Genomic DNA, 15,016 nt, shown 5'->3' on the forward strand with positions numbered 1-15,016 from the left:
CCGCCCGACCACCCCACTTGCTCGACGTTCCCTGGAGTAGAGACGGCATGGACAACGAGGACAAGCTCCGTTACTTCCTGAAGCGGGTCACTGCTGACCTGCGCGAGACACGTCGGCGGTTGCGCGAGGTCGAGGACGGTGAGCAGGAGCCGATCGCGATCATCGGCATGAGCTGCCGCTACCCCGGCGGCGTGACCTCCCCCGAGGACCTGTGGGAGCTGGTCGCGAACGGCCGTGACGGCGTGACGGCCTTCCCCACCGACCGGGGCTGGGGCGCCGTCGAGCTGTCCGACCCCGAGGACCCCGACCGGGTGTTCCTCACCGAGGGCGGATTCCTGCACGACGCGGCCGAGTTCGACCCCGGTGTGTTCGGGATCTCGCCGCGCGAGGCGCTGGCGATGGACCCGCAGCAGCGGTTGCTGCTGGAGACGTCGTGGGAGGCGTTCGAGCGGGCCGGGATCGACGCGTCGTCGCTGCGCGGCAGCAGAACGGGCGTGTTCGCGGGTGTGATGTACCACGACTACGTGTCGCGGCTGCGGTCGGTGCCGGAGGGGCTGGACGGGTTCCTCGGCACCGGCAGCTTCGGCAGCGTCGCCTCCGGCCGCGTGTCGTACACGTTCGCGTTGGAGGGGCCCGCCGTCACGGTGGACACCGCCTGCTCGTCCTCCCTGGTCACGCTGCATCTGGCGGCCCAGGCGCTGCGGTCGGGCGAGTGCTCGCTAGCCCTCGCGGGCGGTGTCACCGTCATGGCGACCCCGAACACGTTCATCGGCTTCAGCAAGCAGCGCGGCCTCGCCGCGGACGGCCGGTGCAAGTCGTTCTCCGACAGCGCCGACGGCACCGGCTGGGGCGAGGGCGTCGGGATGGTGCTGCTGGAGCGGCTGTCCGACGCCCGGCGCAACGGCCACCGGGTGCTGGCGGTCGTACGCGGTTCGGCGGTCAACCAGGACGGGGCGTCGAACGGCCTCACCGCGCCCAACGGTCCGTCGCAGCAGCGCGTGATCCGGCAGGCGCTGGACAGTGCGGGACTGACCGCGGCCCAGGTCGACGCGGTCGAGGCACACGGCACCGGCACCACGCTCGGTGACCCGATCGAGGCTCAGGCACTGCTGGCCACCTACGGACAGGACCGCACCGGTGAGCCGCTGTGGCTCGGGTCGCTGAAGTCCAACATCGGCCACACCCAGGCCGCTTCGGGGGTCGCCGGAGTGATCAAGATGGTCATGGCGATGCGGCACGGTGTGCTGCCGCGGACCCTGCACGTCGGTGAGCGCTCCCGGCACGTCGACTGGTCGGCGAACGCCGTGGAACTGCTGACCGAGGCGCGGCCGTGGCCGGAGACAGGCCGGCCGCACAGGGCGGCGGTGTCGTCGTTCGGTATCAGCGGCACCAACGCCCACGTCGTCCTCGAACAGGCTCCGGCCGAGGACCCCGACGATGAGCTGGGCGAGCCCGTCGACCCCGTCCTGGCCGACGTGGTGCCGTGGGTGCTGTCCGGCAACGACCCCGCCGCGCTGCGCGAGCGCGCCGCCGCCCTCCTGTCCCACCTGGACGGTCGGGACGTTTCGGCGGCGGACATCGGCTACTCGCTCGCCGTGAGCAGGACCGCGCTGGAGCACAGGGCCGCTGTCGTCGGCGCCGACCGCGCGGAACTGCTGCGCGGGCTGGAGGCCCTGGCAGCCGGCGGCGAGGCGGCGAACCTGGTGCGCGGCACGCTGGGCACCCGCGGCAAGCTCGCGTTCCTGTTCAGCGGACAGGGCAGCCAGCGGGTGGGCATGGGCCGCGAACTGTACGGGGAGTTCCCCGTGTTCGCGCACGCGCTGGACGAGGTCTGCGCCGGCCTGGACCCGCATCTGGACCGGCCGCTGCGGGACGTGGTCTTCGCCGAGCCCGGCACCGAGGCCGCCGCCCTGCTCGACCTGACCACGTACACGCAGCCCGCGCTGTTCGCGATCGAGGTGGCGCTGTTCCGCCTCGTCACGGCATGGGGCCTCGCCCCGCAGTTCCTCGCGGGCCACTCCATCGGGGAGCTGGCGGCCGCGCACGTGTCGGGCGTGTTCTCCCTCGCCGACGCGTGCACGCTGGTCGCCGCCCGCGGCAGACTGATGGGCGCGCTGCCCGAGGGCGGGGTGATGCTGTCGCTGCGCGCGGACGAGGACACCGTCCGCCGCCTGGTCGCCGAGCACGGCGGCGCGGTGGACATCGCGGCGGTCAACGGCCCCGAGTCCACGGTGGTCGCGGGCGACGCCGACGCGGTGGCCGTGATCGACAGCGCGTGGCGCGAGCGCGGCGGGAAGACCCGGTACCTGCGGGTCAGTCACGCGTTCCACTCGCCGCACGTGGACGCCGTGCTGGAGGACTTCCGCGCCGTCGCCCGGACCATCACCTACGGGACGCCGGCGATCCCGATCGTGTCCACCCTGACCGGCGCCGTGCTGGCCCCGGCGCAGGCACGCGACCCGGAGCACTGGGTGCGCCACGTCCGCGAGGCGGTGCGGTTCCTCGACGGCGTACGGTGCCTGCGCGATCAGGGCGTCACGAACTTCCTGGAGCTGGGCCCCGACGCGGTGCTGACCGCGATGGGCCGCGACTGCGCCGACGAGGGCGCGCTGCTGGTGGCCGGGGCGCGTGCGAACCGTCCCGAGGGCGCCACGCTCACCTCGGCGGTCTCCGCACTGCATGTGCGGGGCGTCGCCCTCGACTGGCAGGCGGTGTTCGCGGGACGCGGCGCCCGGCGGACCGATCTGCCCACGTACCCCTTCCAGCGCACCAGCTTCTGGCTGGACGCGGGCGCGCACGCGTGGGATGTGGCCTCGGTGGGCCTGCGGCCCGCCGACCACCCACTGCTGGGCGCCGCCGTCACACTGGCCGACGAGGAGGGCGCCCTGCTCACCGGCAGGCTCTCCCTGCCCACCCACCCGTGGCTGGCCGACCACACCGTGGGGGGCGTGGTCCTCGTACCGGGCGCCGCGTTCGTGGAGCTGGCGATCAGAGCGGGCGATCAGGTCGGGCTCGACCATGTCGAGGAGCTGACGCTGGCCGCGCCGCTGGTCCTGCCGGAGGACGGCGCGGTGCGGCTCCAGGTGTCCATCGGGGCGCCGGACGAGTCGGGGCGCCGCGCGCTGAACGCCTACTCGCGGGCCGACGACGCACCCGACGATCAGCCGTGGACGCGGCACGCCTTCGGCACGCTCGCGGCGGGTGAGGCGGTCCCGGCCACCGATGGGGGCGCCTGGCCGCCCGCGGGGGCCGAACCGATCGACATCGAGGGCCGTTACGACGACCTCGCCGCGTCGGGACTCGGCTACGGGCCCGCGTTCCGCGGCCTGCGCGCGGCGTGGCGGCGGGGTGACGAGGTGTTCGTCCAGGTGGAACTGCCCGACGGGGACACCGCGGGCTCCTTCGGGCTGCACCCCGCGCTGCTCGACTCCGCGCTGCACGCCATCGGACTCGGCGGCTTCGTCGCCGACGCGGAGCGGCTGCACCTCCCGTACTCCTGGCGCGGGGTGCGGCTGCACAGCAGCGGCGCGTCCGCGCTGCGGGGGCGGCTGTCCCCGGCGGGCGCCTCGGGCGTCGCGATCGCGCTGACCGACGGCACGGGCGCCCCCGTCGCCTCGGTCGAGGCACTGTCACTGCGGCCCCTGTCGGCGGACGGACTGGGCGGCGACCGGCTGGACTCGCTGTTCCGGGTCGACTGGATGCCCGTACGGCCCGCCGCCTCGGCCTCGGCCCGCTGGGCGGTCCTGGGGGCCGGGCTCGGTCGGACGGAGACCTCCGAGCCGGCCCGCGCGTACCCGGACCTGGCCGCGCTGGCGGAGGATGAGGTGCCGGACCTCGTGTTCGCCCCCGTACCCTCGGCCGACGGCCCCGCCGAAGCCACGCACCGGGCGCTGGCGCTGGTGCGGACCTGGCTCTCCGACGACCGGTTGGACTCCGCGCGGCTGGTGTTCGTCACCACCGGCGCGGTCGCGGCGGGCCCCGACGAGGACGTCCCCGACCTGGCCGACGCGCCGGTGTGGGGCCTCGTGCGCGCGGCGCAGGCCGAGCACCCCGGCCGGTTCGTGCTCGCCGACGTCGACGGGTCGGCGGCCTCGCTCCGCGCGCTGCCGAGCGCCGTCGCGACCGGCGAGCCCCAACTGGCCGTGCGGGCCGGTGAATCGTTTGTGCCGAGGCTTGTGCGTGCGCGTCCTGTGGAGTCGGAGGGGCCGGGCTTCGGTGAGGGTCCGGTGTTGGTGACCGGTGCGAGCGGGATGCTCGGTGGGTTGGTGGCGCGGCATCTGGTGGTGCGGCACGGGGTGCGGCGGCTGGTGCTGGCGAGCAGGCGCGGCCAAGTCGGCGCGCTGTACGACGAGTTGAGTGGTCTCGGTGCCGAGGTTACCGCCGTCGCCTGTGATGTGGCGGAGCGGGACGCGGTGGTGGCGCTGCTGGCCGAGCACCCCGTAACGGCCGTCGTACACGCGGCGGGTGTGCTGGACGACGGTGTGATCGAATCGCTCACCCCGGAGCGGATCGACACCGTGTTCCGGCCGAAGGTCGACGCGGCGTGGAACCTGCATGAGCTGACCCGCGACCTGGACCTGACGGCGTTCGTGCTGTTCTCCTCAGCCGCGGGCACGTTCGGCAATCCCGGCCAGGCCAACTACGCGGCGGCCAACGCGTATCTCGACGCGCTCGCCCAGCACCGCCGCGCCGCCGGCCTGCCCGCGACATCGCTGGCATGGGGCCTGTGGGCGGACGCGAGCGGCATGACCGACGAACTGGCCGCGACCGACCGCGGCCGCCTCTCGCGCGCCGGTGTCGCCGCGCTGTCCGCCGAGGAGGGGCTGCGGCTGTTCGACGCCGCCATCGCGCTGCCGTCGGCCGTGGCCGTGCCCATGCGGCTGGACCTGGCGCCGCTGCGGGCGCGCCCCGAGGCCGTCCCCGCACTGCTGCGCGCGCTGGTGCGCACGGCGCGCCCCGAGGCCGCCAAGGCCGACGGCAGCCTGGCCGCGCGAATATCGGCGCTCCCGGAGGACGAGCGCCTGCCGCTGCTGCTCGACCTCGTGCGCACATGCGTCGCCGCCGTGCTCGGCCACGCGTCCGCCGCCGAGGTGGAACCGGAGCGGGCGTTCGGCGAACTCGGATTCGACTCGCTCACGGCGGTCGAGCTGCGCAACCGGCTCGACGCGGCCACCGGCCTGCGCCTGCCCGCGACGCTGGTCTTCGACTACCCGACGCCCCTGGTGCTCGCGGGCCATCTGCGCTCCACGCTGCTCGGCGGCGACGAGGCGCGGACGGCCACCGCCCGCACGACCGTCGCCGAGGACGAGCCGATCGCGATCGTCGGCATGAGCTGTCGCTACCCCGGTGGGGTGAGCTCGCCGGAGGACCTGTGGCGGCTGGTCGCCGAGGGCCGTGACGCGGTGTCCGACTTCCCGGACGACCGGGGCTGGGACGTGGAGACGCTTTACGACCCGGACCCCGAGCACACCGGCACCAGCAGCGTCCGACGGGGCGGCTTCCTCTACGACGCCGCCGAGTTCGACCCGGCGTTCTTCGGCATGTCGCCGCGCGAGGCACTGGCGGTCGACCCGCAGCAGCGGCTGCTGCTGGAGACGTCGTGGGAGGCGCTGGAACGGGCCGGGATCGAGCCGAAGTCGTTGCGGGGCAGCGCGACCGGTGTGTTCGCGGGAGTGATGTACAACGACTACGCCGCCCGGCTCCGGCGTGCTCCGGAGGGTTTCGAGGGCCAGCTCGGATTCGGCAGCTCGGGTAGTGTCGCGTCCGGCCGGGTGTCCTACGTGCTCGGTCTCGAAGGCCCCGCGATGACCGTGGACACGGCGTGCTCGTCGTCGCTCGTCGCGCTGCACCTGGCGGCTCAGGCGCTGCGCTCCGGTGAGTGCTCGCTGGCGCTCGCGGGTGGTGTGACGGTGATGTCCAGCCCGGCGGCCTTCGTGGAGTTCAGCAGGCAGCGTGGCCTGGCCCCGGACGGCCGCTGCAAGGCGTTCTCCGCCGACGCGGACGGCACCGGCTGGGGTGAGGGCGTCGGCATGCTGGTGGTGGAGCGGCTGTCGGACGCGCGCCGCAACGGGCACCAGGTGCTTGCGGTGGTGCGGGGTTCGGCGATCAACCAGGACGGCGCGTCGAACGGTCTCACCGCGCCGAACGGGCCTTCCCAGCAGCGGGTCATCCGCCAGGCGTTGGCGAGCGCGGGCCTGGCACCGTCCGAGGTGGACGCGGTGGAGGCGCACGGTACCGGTACGACGCTGGGTGACCCGATCGAGGCGCAGGCGCTGCTGGCCACCTACGGGCAGGACCGCAACGGCGAGCCGCTGTGGCTCGGGTCGCTGAAGTCGAACGTCGGCCACACCCAGGCCGCGGCCGGTGTCGCGGGTGTGATCAAGATGGTGATGGCGATGCGGCACGGCGTGCTGCCGCGGACGCTGCACGTCTCCGAACGCTCCCCGCATGTGGACTGGTCAGCGGGCGCGGTCGACGTGCTGACGGAGGCCCGGCCCTGGACGGTGATGGGCCGGCCGCGTCGGGCGGGCGTGTCGTCGTTCGGTGTGAGCGGGACGAACGCGCACACCATCATCGAGCAGGCGCCGGAAGCCGAAGAGTCCGCTCCCGCCGTGGCGTCCGCGCCGGTCGACGGCGTCGTGCCGTGGGTGCTGTCCGCGCGGAGTGCGGAGGCGTTACGGGATCAGGCGATCCGGCTGCGGGCGCACGTCGCGGGTGAGCCGGGGGCCGGAATGGTGGATGTCGGCCACTCGTTGGCGACGACGCGGTCGTCATTCGACCACCGGGCCGTTGTCATCGGCGACGATCGCGACGCACTGCTGGGCGGGCTCACCGCTCTGGCCGAGGGGCGGCCCTTCTCCGGCCTGGTCACAGGGTCCGTCGCCGTGGGTGGTGTGGGTTTCCTGTTCTCGGGTCAGGGTTCGCAGCGGCTCGGTATGGGCCGTGAACTGGCCTCCCGATTCGCGGTGTTCGCCGAGGCGTTGGACGAGGTGCTGGGTGAGTTCGACCCGGCGGTACGCGAGGTGCTGTTCGGTGACGATGCCGATGCCCTGAACGAGACCGGGGTGACGCAGCCGGCGTTGTTCGCGGTCGAGGTCGCGCTGTTCCGGCTGCTGGAGTCGTGGGGTGTCTGGCCCGACATGCTGGCGGGGCACTCCATCGGTGAGCTGGCCGCGGCCTACGTCACGGGCGTGTGGTCATTGGCTGATGCCGCCAAGGTGGTGTCGGCGCGTGCAGGGCTGATGCAGGCGCTGCCCGAGGGCGGTGCGATGGTCGCGATCCAGGCGTCCGAGGCCGAGGTCGTGCCAGGCTTGCCCGACACCGTAGGAATTGCCGCGGTCAACGGCCCGAACTCGGTGGTCGTCTCCGGTGTTGCCGCCGACGTGGAGGTGTTGGCGGAGCTGTGGCGTGAGGGCGGGCGGAAGGTGACCGGGCTCCGCGTCAGCCACGCGTTCCACTCGCCGTTGATGGAGCCGATGCTTGACGAGTTCCGCCGGGTGCTGGAGGGCGTGTCGTTCGAGGCGCCCACGATTCCGATCGTGTCGACGCTGACCGGTGCGCGGGCGAGTGCCGAGGAGTTGGGTTCGCCGGAGTACTGGGTGCGGCATGTGCGGGAGTCGGTACGGTTCGCCGACGCCGTCGCAGCGCTGGTGGCCGAGGGTGTGGCGACGTTCGTGGAGGTCGGGCCGGGCGGGACGCTGTCCGCGCTCGGCCAGGAGTCGGCGCCCGACGCGACGTTCGTACCGGCGCTGCGCGGCGATCGTCCGGAGGAGTCCGCGCTGATCTCCGCTGTGGCGCGGCTGGGCACGCGGGGCGTGCGGGTGGACTGGACGACGCTGCTCCCCGGCGGGCGCTCGGTCCCACTCCCCACGTACGCGTTCCAGCGCAAGCGCTACTGGCTGGACGCACCTCGTGACCAGCACTTCGACGAAGCGGCCGGTGGTCTCGGCCTGGCAGGCGCGGACCACCCGCTGCTCGGCGCCGCCGTGGACCTCGCCGATGGACAGGGTCTCGTGTGCACCGGCAGATTGGGCATGGACACCCACCCATGGCTCGCCGACCACGCCGTCTCGCGGGTGACCCTCCTGCCAGGCACGGCCTTCGCGGAACTCGCGCTCGCCGCGGGCGGCAGGCTCGGCCTGGACGAGGTGGAGGAGCTGACGCTGGCCGCGCCGCTGGCGCTGCCCGAACGCGGCGGGGTGCGACTGCGGGTGACGGTCGGTGGCGACGACGGCTCCGGCCGCCGGGCGTTGAGTATCGACTCCTGCCCGGACGACCCCGGGTCGTCCGGGAGCGCCGACACCGACTGGACCCGGCACGCCACCGGCTTCCTGACCACCGGAGCCCCCGCCCACCCGGCCGCGACCACTGAGTGGCCGCCCGCCGGAGCCGAACCCGTCGACATCGACGGCCTCTACGACGGGCTGGCGGGGGCCGGGTTCGGATACGGGCCCGCCTTCCAGGGCCTCCGGGCGGCGTGGCGCGGCGAGGGCGCCGTGTACGCCGAGATCGAGTTGGACGAGGCCCAGCGCCGGGACGCCGCGTCGTTCGGGGTCCACCCGGCGCTGCTCGACGCCGCGCTGCACGCCTGCACGCTCGGCGGCCTCGTCGAGGACGCCGGCCGTCCCCGGCTGCCGTTCTCCTGGAGCGGCGTCCGGTGGCACACGACCGGTGCGACAGCGGCGCGGGTACGGCTCACGCCGGCCGGGCCCGACGCCGTCTCCCTAGAGCTGACCGACGCACAGGGACACCCCCTGGCGACGGTCGCATCCCTGGTCCTGCGGCCGATCGCCGCGGACCAATGGGGTGCGCGCCACCGCGATTCACTGTTCCGGTTGGAGTGGGTGGCCGCACAGACCCGTGCGGCCACTCCCGCTCCCTCCCGCGGTTGCGCTGTTATTGGCCCGGACGACCTGAAGGTCGGCGCGGGCCTCGCCGTGTCCGGCATGGCCGTAGAGGAATACGCCGACCTCGCGGCCCTCGCCGAGGCCGGGGTGCCGGGGCTGGTCGTCGTCCCGTGCGTCGAGGACGACTCGGGGCCGGTCTCCGCCGCCCGCACCGCCGCCCTTCGCGCGCTGCGGATGGCCCAGGGGTGGCTGGCCGACGACCGGTTCCTCGACTCCCGCCTCGTCTTCGTGACCCGCTGGGCCGTCGCTACCGGGCCGGACGAGGACGTGCCCAATGTCGCCAACGCGGCGGTGTGGGGCCTGATCCGGTCGGCGCAGTCCGAGAACCCCGACCGGTTCGCGTTGGTCGACGTGGACGTGCACGACGCGTCCTGGGCGGTGCTGCCCGCCGTCCTCGCCGGTTCCGAGCCACAGGTGGCGGTGCGCGCCGGTGACCCGCTGGTGCCGCGCATCGCACCGTCCCGGCCGTCCGCGGCGGAGCACCCGGTCGAGTTCGCACCCGGCGGCACGGTCCTGGTGACCGGCGCCACCGGCACGATAGGCGGCCTCGTCGCCCGGCACCTCGTGACCGGCCATGGCGTCCGGCACCTGCTGCTGGCCAGCCGCAGCGGCGCCGCCGCGCCCGGCGCCGACGACCTCCGCGCGGAACTCGCCGACCTCGGTGCGCACGTCACGCTCGCCGCCTGCGATGTCACCGACCCCGGTGCGCTGGCGGAACTGCTGGCCACGGTGGACTCGGACCACCCGCTGACCGGCGTGGTGCACTCGGCGGGAGTGCTGGACGACGGTGTGATCGGCTCGCTGACGCCTGAACGGATCGACCGGGTGTTCCGGCCGAAGGTCGACGCGGCCTGGCACCTGCACGAGCTGACCCGTGACCTGAAGCTGTCGGCGTTCGTGCTGTTCTCCTCGGTGGCGGGCATCCTCGGTGGCCCCGGCCAGGGCAACTACGCGGCGGCCAACACGTTCCTCGACGCGCTCGCCCACCACCGCAGGGCAGCCGGTCTGCCCGCCACGTCACTGGCGTGGGGCCTGTGGGAGACGACCGGCGCGATGACCGACGGACTGGCGGGGACCGACGTGGCGCGGATGTCCCGCGCCGGTGTCACCGGCTTGACCGAGGAGCAGGGTCTCGCGCTGTTCGACCTCGGGTGCGCGGCGGGTGACGCGGTCGTGGTGCCGATGCGGCTCGACGTCGGCGCCTTGCGCGGCGCGCCCGATGAGGTGCCCGCGCTGCTGCGCGGCCTCGTGCGCCCGCGGGCCACCAGGGCGGCGGGCGTGGCCGGCGCGGGCGGGGAGCGGTTGGCACAGCGGCTGGCCGGGCTGACGGAGGAGGAGCAGGAGCGGGAGCTGCTGCGGGTCGTACGGGACCAGGCGGCGGCCGTGCTCGGTTACGCGTCGGACGACCTCGACGTCTCCGGCTCCCTGACCCAGCTCGGCTTGGACTCCCTGACCGCGCTGGAACTGCGCAACCGGCTCGCGACCGCGACCGGGCTGCGGCTGCCCACCACCGTCGTCTTCGACCAGCCGACCGGCCCGGCGCTCGCCGGGTACCTGCGGCGCGAACTCGCTTCGGGGACCGTGGGCGCTCCTGCCGCGCCCACCGCCCTGGCGGCCGAGGACACGTTCACCGGCCTGTTCCGGCAGTCATGTGACCTCGGGCTGTACGAGGAGGGGTGGCATATGGTGACCGCGGCCGCGCGGGTGCGGCCGGTGTTCGAGTCACCGGACGAGGTGCCCGCACTGCCGTCGATCACGCTGGCGACCGGGCCGGGAACCCCGCTGCTGTGCTTCCCGCCGACGATGGCTCCCTCCGGCCCGCACTACTTCGCCCGGTTCGCCCCCGTGTTCGCGGGCGAACGGGACGTGACCGTGCTGCCTCACCCCGGGTTCGCGGCGGGGGAGGCGCTGCCCGCTACCAGGGACGCGGTCGTACGCTTCCAGGCCGAGGCCGTCAGGAGGCAGGCGGGCGACCGGCCGTTCGCGCTCCTCGGCTACTCGTCGGGCGGCTGGCTGGCCAACGCCGTCGCCGCGCTGCTCGAACAGGAGGGCCGCGCACCGGCGGCGGTGGTGCTGCTGGACACCCACATCGCGACGACCTCGTTCGAGGACCGGCTGGAGGCGGCGCTGAGGGAGCGTCTGTCCACCAGCAAGGCGTTCGAGCTGATGAACGGCGCTCAGCTGACCGGGCAGGGCGGCTACGTGCCCGTGTTCAGCGACTGGGAGCCCGAACCGGTCGAGGCGCCGACTCTGTACGTGCACGCCACCTTCCCGCCGGGGATGTCGGCCGCACTGGAGACCGAGGACGACTGGCGGCCCAAGTGGCCGCTCCCGCACGAGGACGCCGACGTCCCCGGTGACCACTTCACGATCATGGAAGACCACTCCGAGTCGACGGCGCTCGCCGTGCGGGCCTGGCTGGGCGACGGCCGGGGCGACACCACCCTCTGACCCCCTCTGAGCACGACAACGACAGCAGAACGGACGAAGAACATGACAGTTGCCGATGGCAGCGACCTCTGGCTCCGCGGATTCCACCCCGCACCGGCCGCCCCGGTCCGGCTGGTGTGCTTCCCGCACGCGGGCGGATCGGCGAGCTTCTACTTCCCCGTCTCGGCCGCGCTCGCGAACGACAGCGACGTGGTGGCCCTCCAGTACCCCGGCCGCCAGGACAGGCGGACCGAGCCGGGAGTGGACGACATCGGCGTACTGGCCGACCGGATCGCGCCCGTGGTGGCGCCGCTGTTCGACCGGCCCGTGGTGTTCTTCGGACACAGCATGGGCGCGGTCGTCGCGTTCGAGGTCGCGCGCAGACTCGCCGGTCGCGGCCACACACCCGCGATGCTGTTCGCCTCCGGCAGGCGCGCACCGTCGACGCGGCGCGTGGAGACCGTCCACCAGCGGGACGACGACGGGCTGGTGGCCGAGATGAAGGCCCTGAGCGGCACCGACGCCCAGGTACTCGGTGACGAGGAACTGCTGCGGATGGTGCTGCCCGCCATCCGCAGCGACTACCGGGCCATCGAGACGTACGGTCCCGTGGAGGCGACCGTCGACTGCCCGATCACCGCGCTGGTGGGCGACAAGGACCCGAAGGCGACGGTCGCGGAAGCCGACGTGTGGCGCGCCCACACGACAGCCGCGTTCCACCTCCAGGTGTTCCGCGGGGGCCACTTCTACCTCAGCCCGCGTGCGGCGGAGGTGATCGCGGTGGTGCGCGAGGCGCTGAGCGGCGCTGTAGCCGTCGGATAGGCAGTGGGCTGAGCGGCGCTGTAGCCGTCGGATAGGCAGTGGTGAGGGGAGGGCTGGACGCGGAGGCCGTCCAGCCCTCTCGCCGGCGCGAGCGGCGACCTCGATGAGCTGAGCGGAGGGCTGGACGAGGGATCCACGCACGCCGGGTTCCTGCTCGCTCGACGCGGGGCCGCGTCCGGCGACCTGTGCGAGCTGCGACGGATCCGACGCCGGGTACGACGCGGCAGGCAACGAGCTGGACCGGCTGCTGAACGCACCGGCCGACAGACGTCGGGACCGACCGACAGGCGGCGGGACTGAGCATCGCAGGACAGCCCAGGTGGCGGGGGGGGCGGGGCTTCAGTGGTGTGGTGTCCGGCTGCTCGCCGGGACCGAGTCCGTGCCCCAGCTGGCGAGGAGGCGCAGAGCCTCCGCCGACGCGGAGCCCGGCTCCGCGTGGTACACGCACAGGTACTGTTCGTGGTCGTCCGGGAGATGCATCGTCTCGTAGGCGAGGGTGAGGTCACCGACCAGCGGATGTCGCATCCGCTTCACGCCGTGGCCCTTCTCCTTCACGTCGTGCGTGGCCCACAGCCGCCTGAACTCCTCGCTCTTGACGGAGAGTTCACCCACGAGCGCCGACAGCTCCGGGTCCTGCGGGTGCTGGCCCGCGTACAGCCGCAGATAGCTGACCATGTCGGCCGCTTTGGAGTCCCAGTCGAGGAACAGCTCGCGGTAGTCGGGGGAGAGGAAGACCAGCCGCGCCCAGTTGCGCTCGGCGGGCGGCAGCTTGCCCCAGTCGCCGAACAACGCCGCCGCCATTCGGTTCCAGGCAAGGATCTCCGAGCGCGCCCCGCCGATGTACGCGGGCACGCCCTCCATCGACTCAAGCAGCTGCCGCAGCGCCACCCGCACCTGCTGCCGCTTGGGCGGCCGGTACTTCCTGCGCTGCTGCGTCGGCTTGGCGAGGTGGGTGAGGTGCGCGTGCTCGGTGTCGGTCAGGCGCAGGGCGCGCGCGATCGAGTCGAGCACTTCCGCCGACACATTGCGCCCGTTGCCCTGCTCCAGGCGTGTGTAGTACGCCACCGAGACCCCGGCCAGCTGGGCCAGCTCCTCGCGCCGCAGTCCCGGCACCCGCCTGTGCCGCCCGTGCGAGGGGATCTCGACGTCCTCCGGCTTGAGCCGAGCTCGCCGGGTACGCAGGAATTCGCTGAGCTCGGCCCGGCGGTCGAGGCTGTCGGGGAGGGCTGCCTGTCCGTTGTCCGCAGCGGGGGTGTCGTCCATGCCTCCCAGTATTCCCGGTCGTACGACCGGGAGCCTGCCCCTGCCAGTAGTAGGACCACTGAACGTACGCAAAGCGGTGACCTGGGTGAATACGCTGTGACGAGGCAGCCTGGAGCCATGACCACGACTGTTGCCGCATACGCCGCCCCCAGCGCCAAGGCCCCGCTGGAGCGCACCACCATCGAGCGCCGTACGGTCGGCGAGTTCGACGTTCTCATCGACATCAAATTCGCCGGTATCTGCCACTCCGACATCCACCAGGCCCGCGAGGGCTGGGGCGAGGCCATCTTCCCGATGGTGCCCGGTCACGAGATCGCCGGCGTCGTCGCCGAGGCCGGCTCCGGTGTGACGAAGTTCAAGGTCGGCGACCGGGTCGGCGTCGGCTGCATGGTCGACTCCTGCCGCGAGTGCGAGAACTGCGTGGCCGGGCAGGAGCAGCACTGCGTGCGCGGGAACGTCGGCACGTACAACGCCATCGGCCACGACGGCGAGCCCACCTACGGTGGCTACTCACAGAAGGTCGTCGTCGACGAGAACTTCACCGTCCGCATCCCGGACGGGCTGTCACTGGACGTGGCCGCGCCGCTGCTCTGCGCCGGCATCACCACGTACTCCCCGCTCAAGCACTGGGGCGCGGCCCCCGGCAAGAAGGTCGCCGTGGTCGGCCTGGGCGGCCTCGGGCACATGGCCGTCAAGATCGCGCACGCCCTTGGTGCCGAGGTCACGGTCCTCTCCCAGTCGCTGCGCAAGAAGGACGACGGCCTGAAGCTGGGCGCCGACCACTACTACGCGACCAGCGACCCGGCCACCTTCGAGAACCTGACCGGCACCTTCGACATCATCGTCTCCACGGTGTCGGCACCTCTGGACTTCGGCGCGTACCTGAGCCTGCTGAAGACGGGCGGCGCCCTGGTGAACGTGGGCGCCCCCGAGGAGCCCGTCGCCCTGAACCTGTTCGCCTTGATCGGCGGCAACAAGACCCTCGCCGGTTCGATGATCGGCGGCATCGCCGAGACCCAGGAGATGCTTGACTTCTGTGCCGAGAACGACCTCGGTGCCGAGATCGAGCTGATCGAGGCGAGCCGGATCAACGAGGCGTACGAGCGTGTACTCGACTCGGACGTGCGCTACCGCTTCGTGATCGACACGGCGACGATCTGAGCCGCGTGGCTTTACCGAGCGGGTAATCGACGCCCTCCCCGGGCTCCGGACGGGATCATCCCTATCCACCGGATCCCGAGGAGGGCTCGCCCATGACCGGCTACGTCGCAGCCGTCGCGCGTCCCACCGGGGAGTACGGGACAGCCCTTTGGCGTGAGCAGCGGGTAACTACCCTGGTTTCCTTACGGCGTGATGCCCCAGCACTCTTGGCGCGACACCATCCCTATACGCTGTCGCAGCCGAGTTTCAACGACCGAGAGGCCTGCTCATGTCTCAGCCACCGCCTGCTCAAGGCCCCCCGCCGACAGGTGTGTTCGGTCCGCCGGAGTATCCCCCCACATTTGGGAACCCTTACGGTGGTGGGTCTTCACCTGTCGGTCCACCACCACAGCATTCACCGGCAGCGCCGCCTCCGGGAAGCGGCCGGAAAAACC

At 72.8% G+C, this 15,016-nt stretch carries 4 protein-coding genes; 3 read left to right on the top strand and 1 reads right to left on the bottom strand.

Annotated features, from left to right (window positions below; all coding sequences use genetic code 11):
• Nucleotides 1–17 precede the first annotated feature (17 nt).
• Nucleotides 18–11,357 carry a type I polyketide synthase gene (locus ACFRMN_RS09295; protein ID WP_383015691.1) on the top strand — a complete coding sequence of 3,780 codons (11,340 nt, stop codon included), beginning with the start codon at nucleotides 18–20 and terminating at the stop codon, nucleotides 11,355–11,357.
• A 42-nt stretch (nucleotides 11,358–11,399) separates the two neighbouring features.
• On the top strand, nucleotides 11,400–12,158 hold the full coding sequence (locus ACFRMN_RS09300) for a thioesterase II family protein (protein WP_383015694.1): 759 nt from the start codon (nucleotides 11,400–11,402) through the stop codon (nucleotides 12,156–12,158).
• A 339-nt stretch (nucleotides 12,159–12,497) separates the two neighbouring features.
• Here the strand turns inward: ACFRMN_RS09300 and ACFRMN_RS09305 are convergent, their stop codons facing one another.
• Nucleotides 12,498–13,421, bottom strand: coding sequence for a helix-turn-helix domain-containing protein (locus ACFRMN_RS09305; RefSeq protein ID WP_383015697.1), 924 nt, complete (start codon nucleotides 13,419–13,421; stop codon nucleotides 12,498–12,500).
• Between the two features lie 117 nt (nucleotides 13,422–13,538).
• On the opposite strand from ACFRMN_RS09305, the gene ACFRMN_RS09310 reads away from it, so the two are divergent.
• Nucleotides 13,539–14,582, top strand: a complete 1,044-nt coding sequence (locus ACFRMN_RS09310; RefSeq protein WP_383015700.1) for an NAD(P)-dependent alcohol dehydrogenase — start codon at nucleotides 13,539–13,541, stop codon at nucleotides 14,580–14,582.
• Nucleotides 14,583–15,016: the final 434 nt, after the last annotated feature.

Origin of the sequence: Streptomyces sp. NPDC056835 (assembly GCF_042789485.1) — a bacterium.
In the GTDB taxonomy this organism is placed as follows: domain Bacteria; phylum Actinomycetota; class Actinomycetes; order Streptomycetales; family Streptomycetaceae; genus Streptomyces.

What these genes read in the sequence shown, in the direction of transcription:
- ACFRMN_RS09305 (WP_383015697.1), bottom strand. Translation starts at nt 13,421, where the DNA reads ATGGACGACACCCCCGCTGCGGACAACGGACAGGCAGCCCTCCCCGAC.
- ACFRMN_RS09310 (WP_383015700.1), top strand. Translation starts at nt 13,539, where the DNA reads ATGACCACGACTGTTGCCGCATACGCCGCCCCCAGCGCCAAGGCCCCG.
- ACFRMN_RS09300 (WP_383015694.1), top strand. Translation starts at nt 11,400, where the DNA reads ATGACAGTTGCCGATGGCAGCGACCTCTGGCTCCGCGGATTCCACCCC.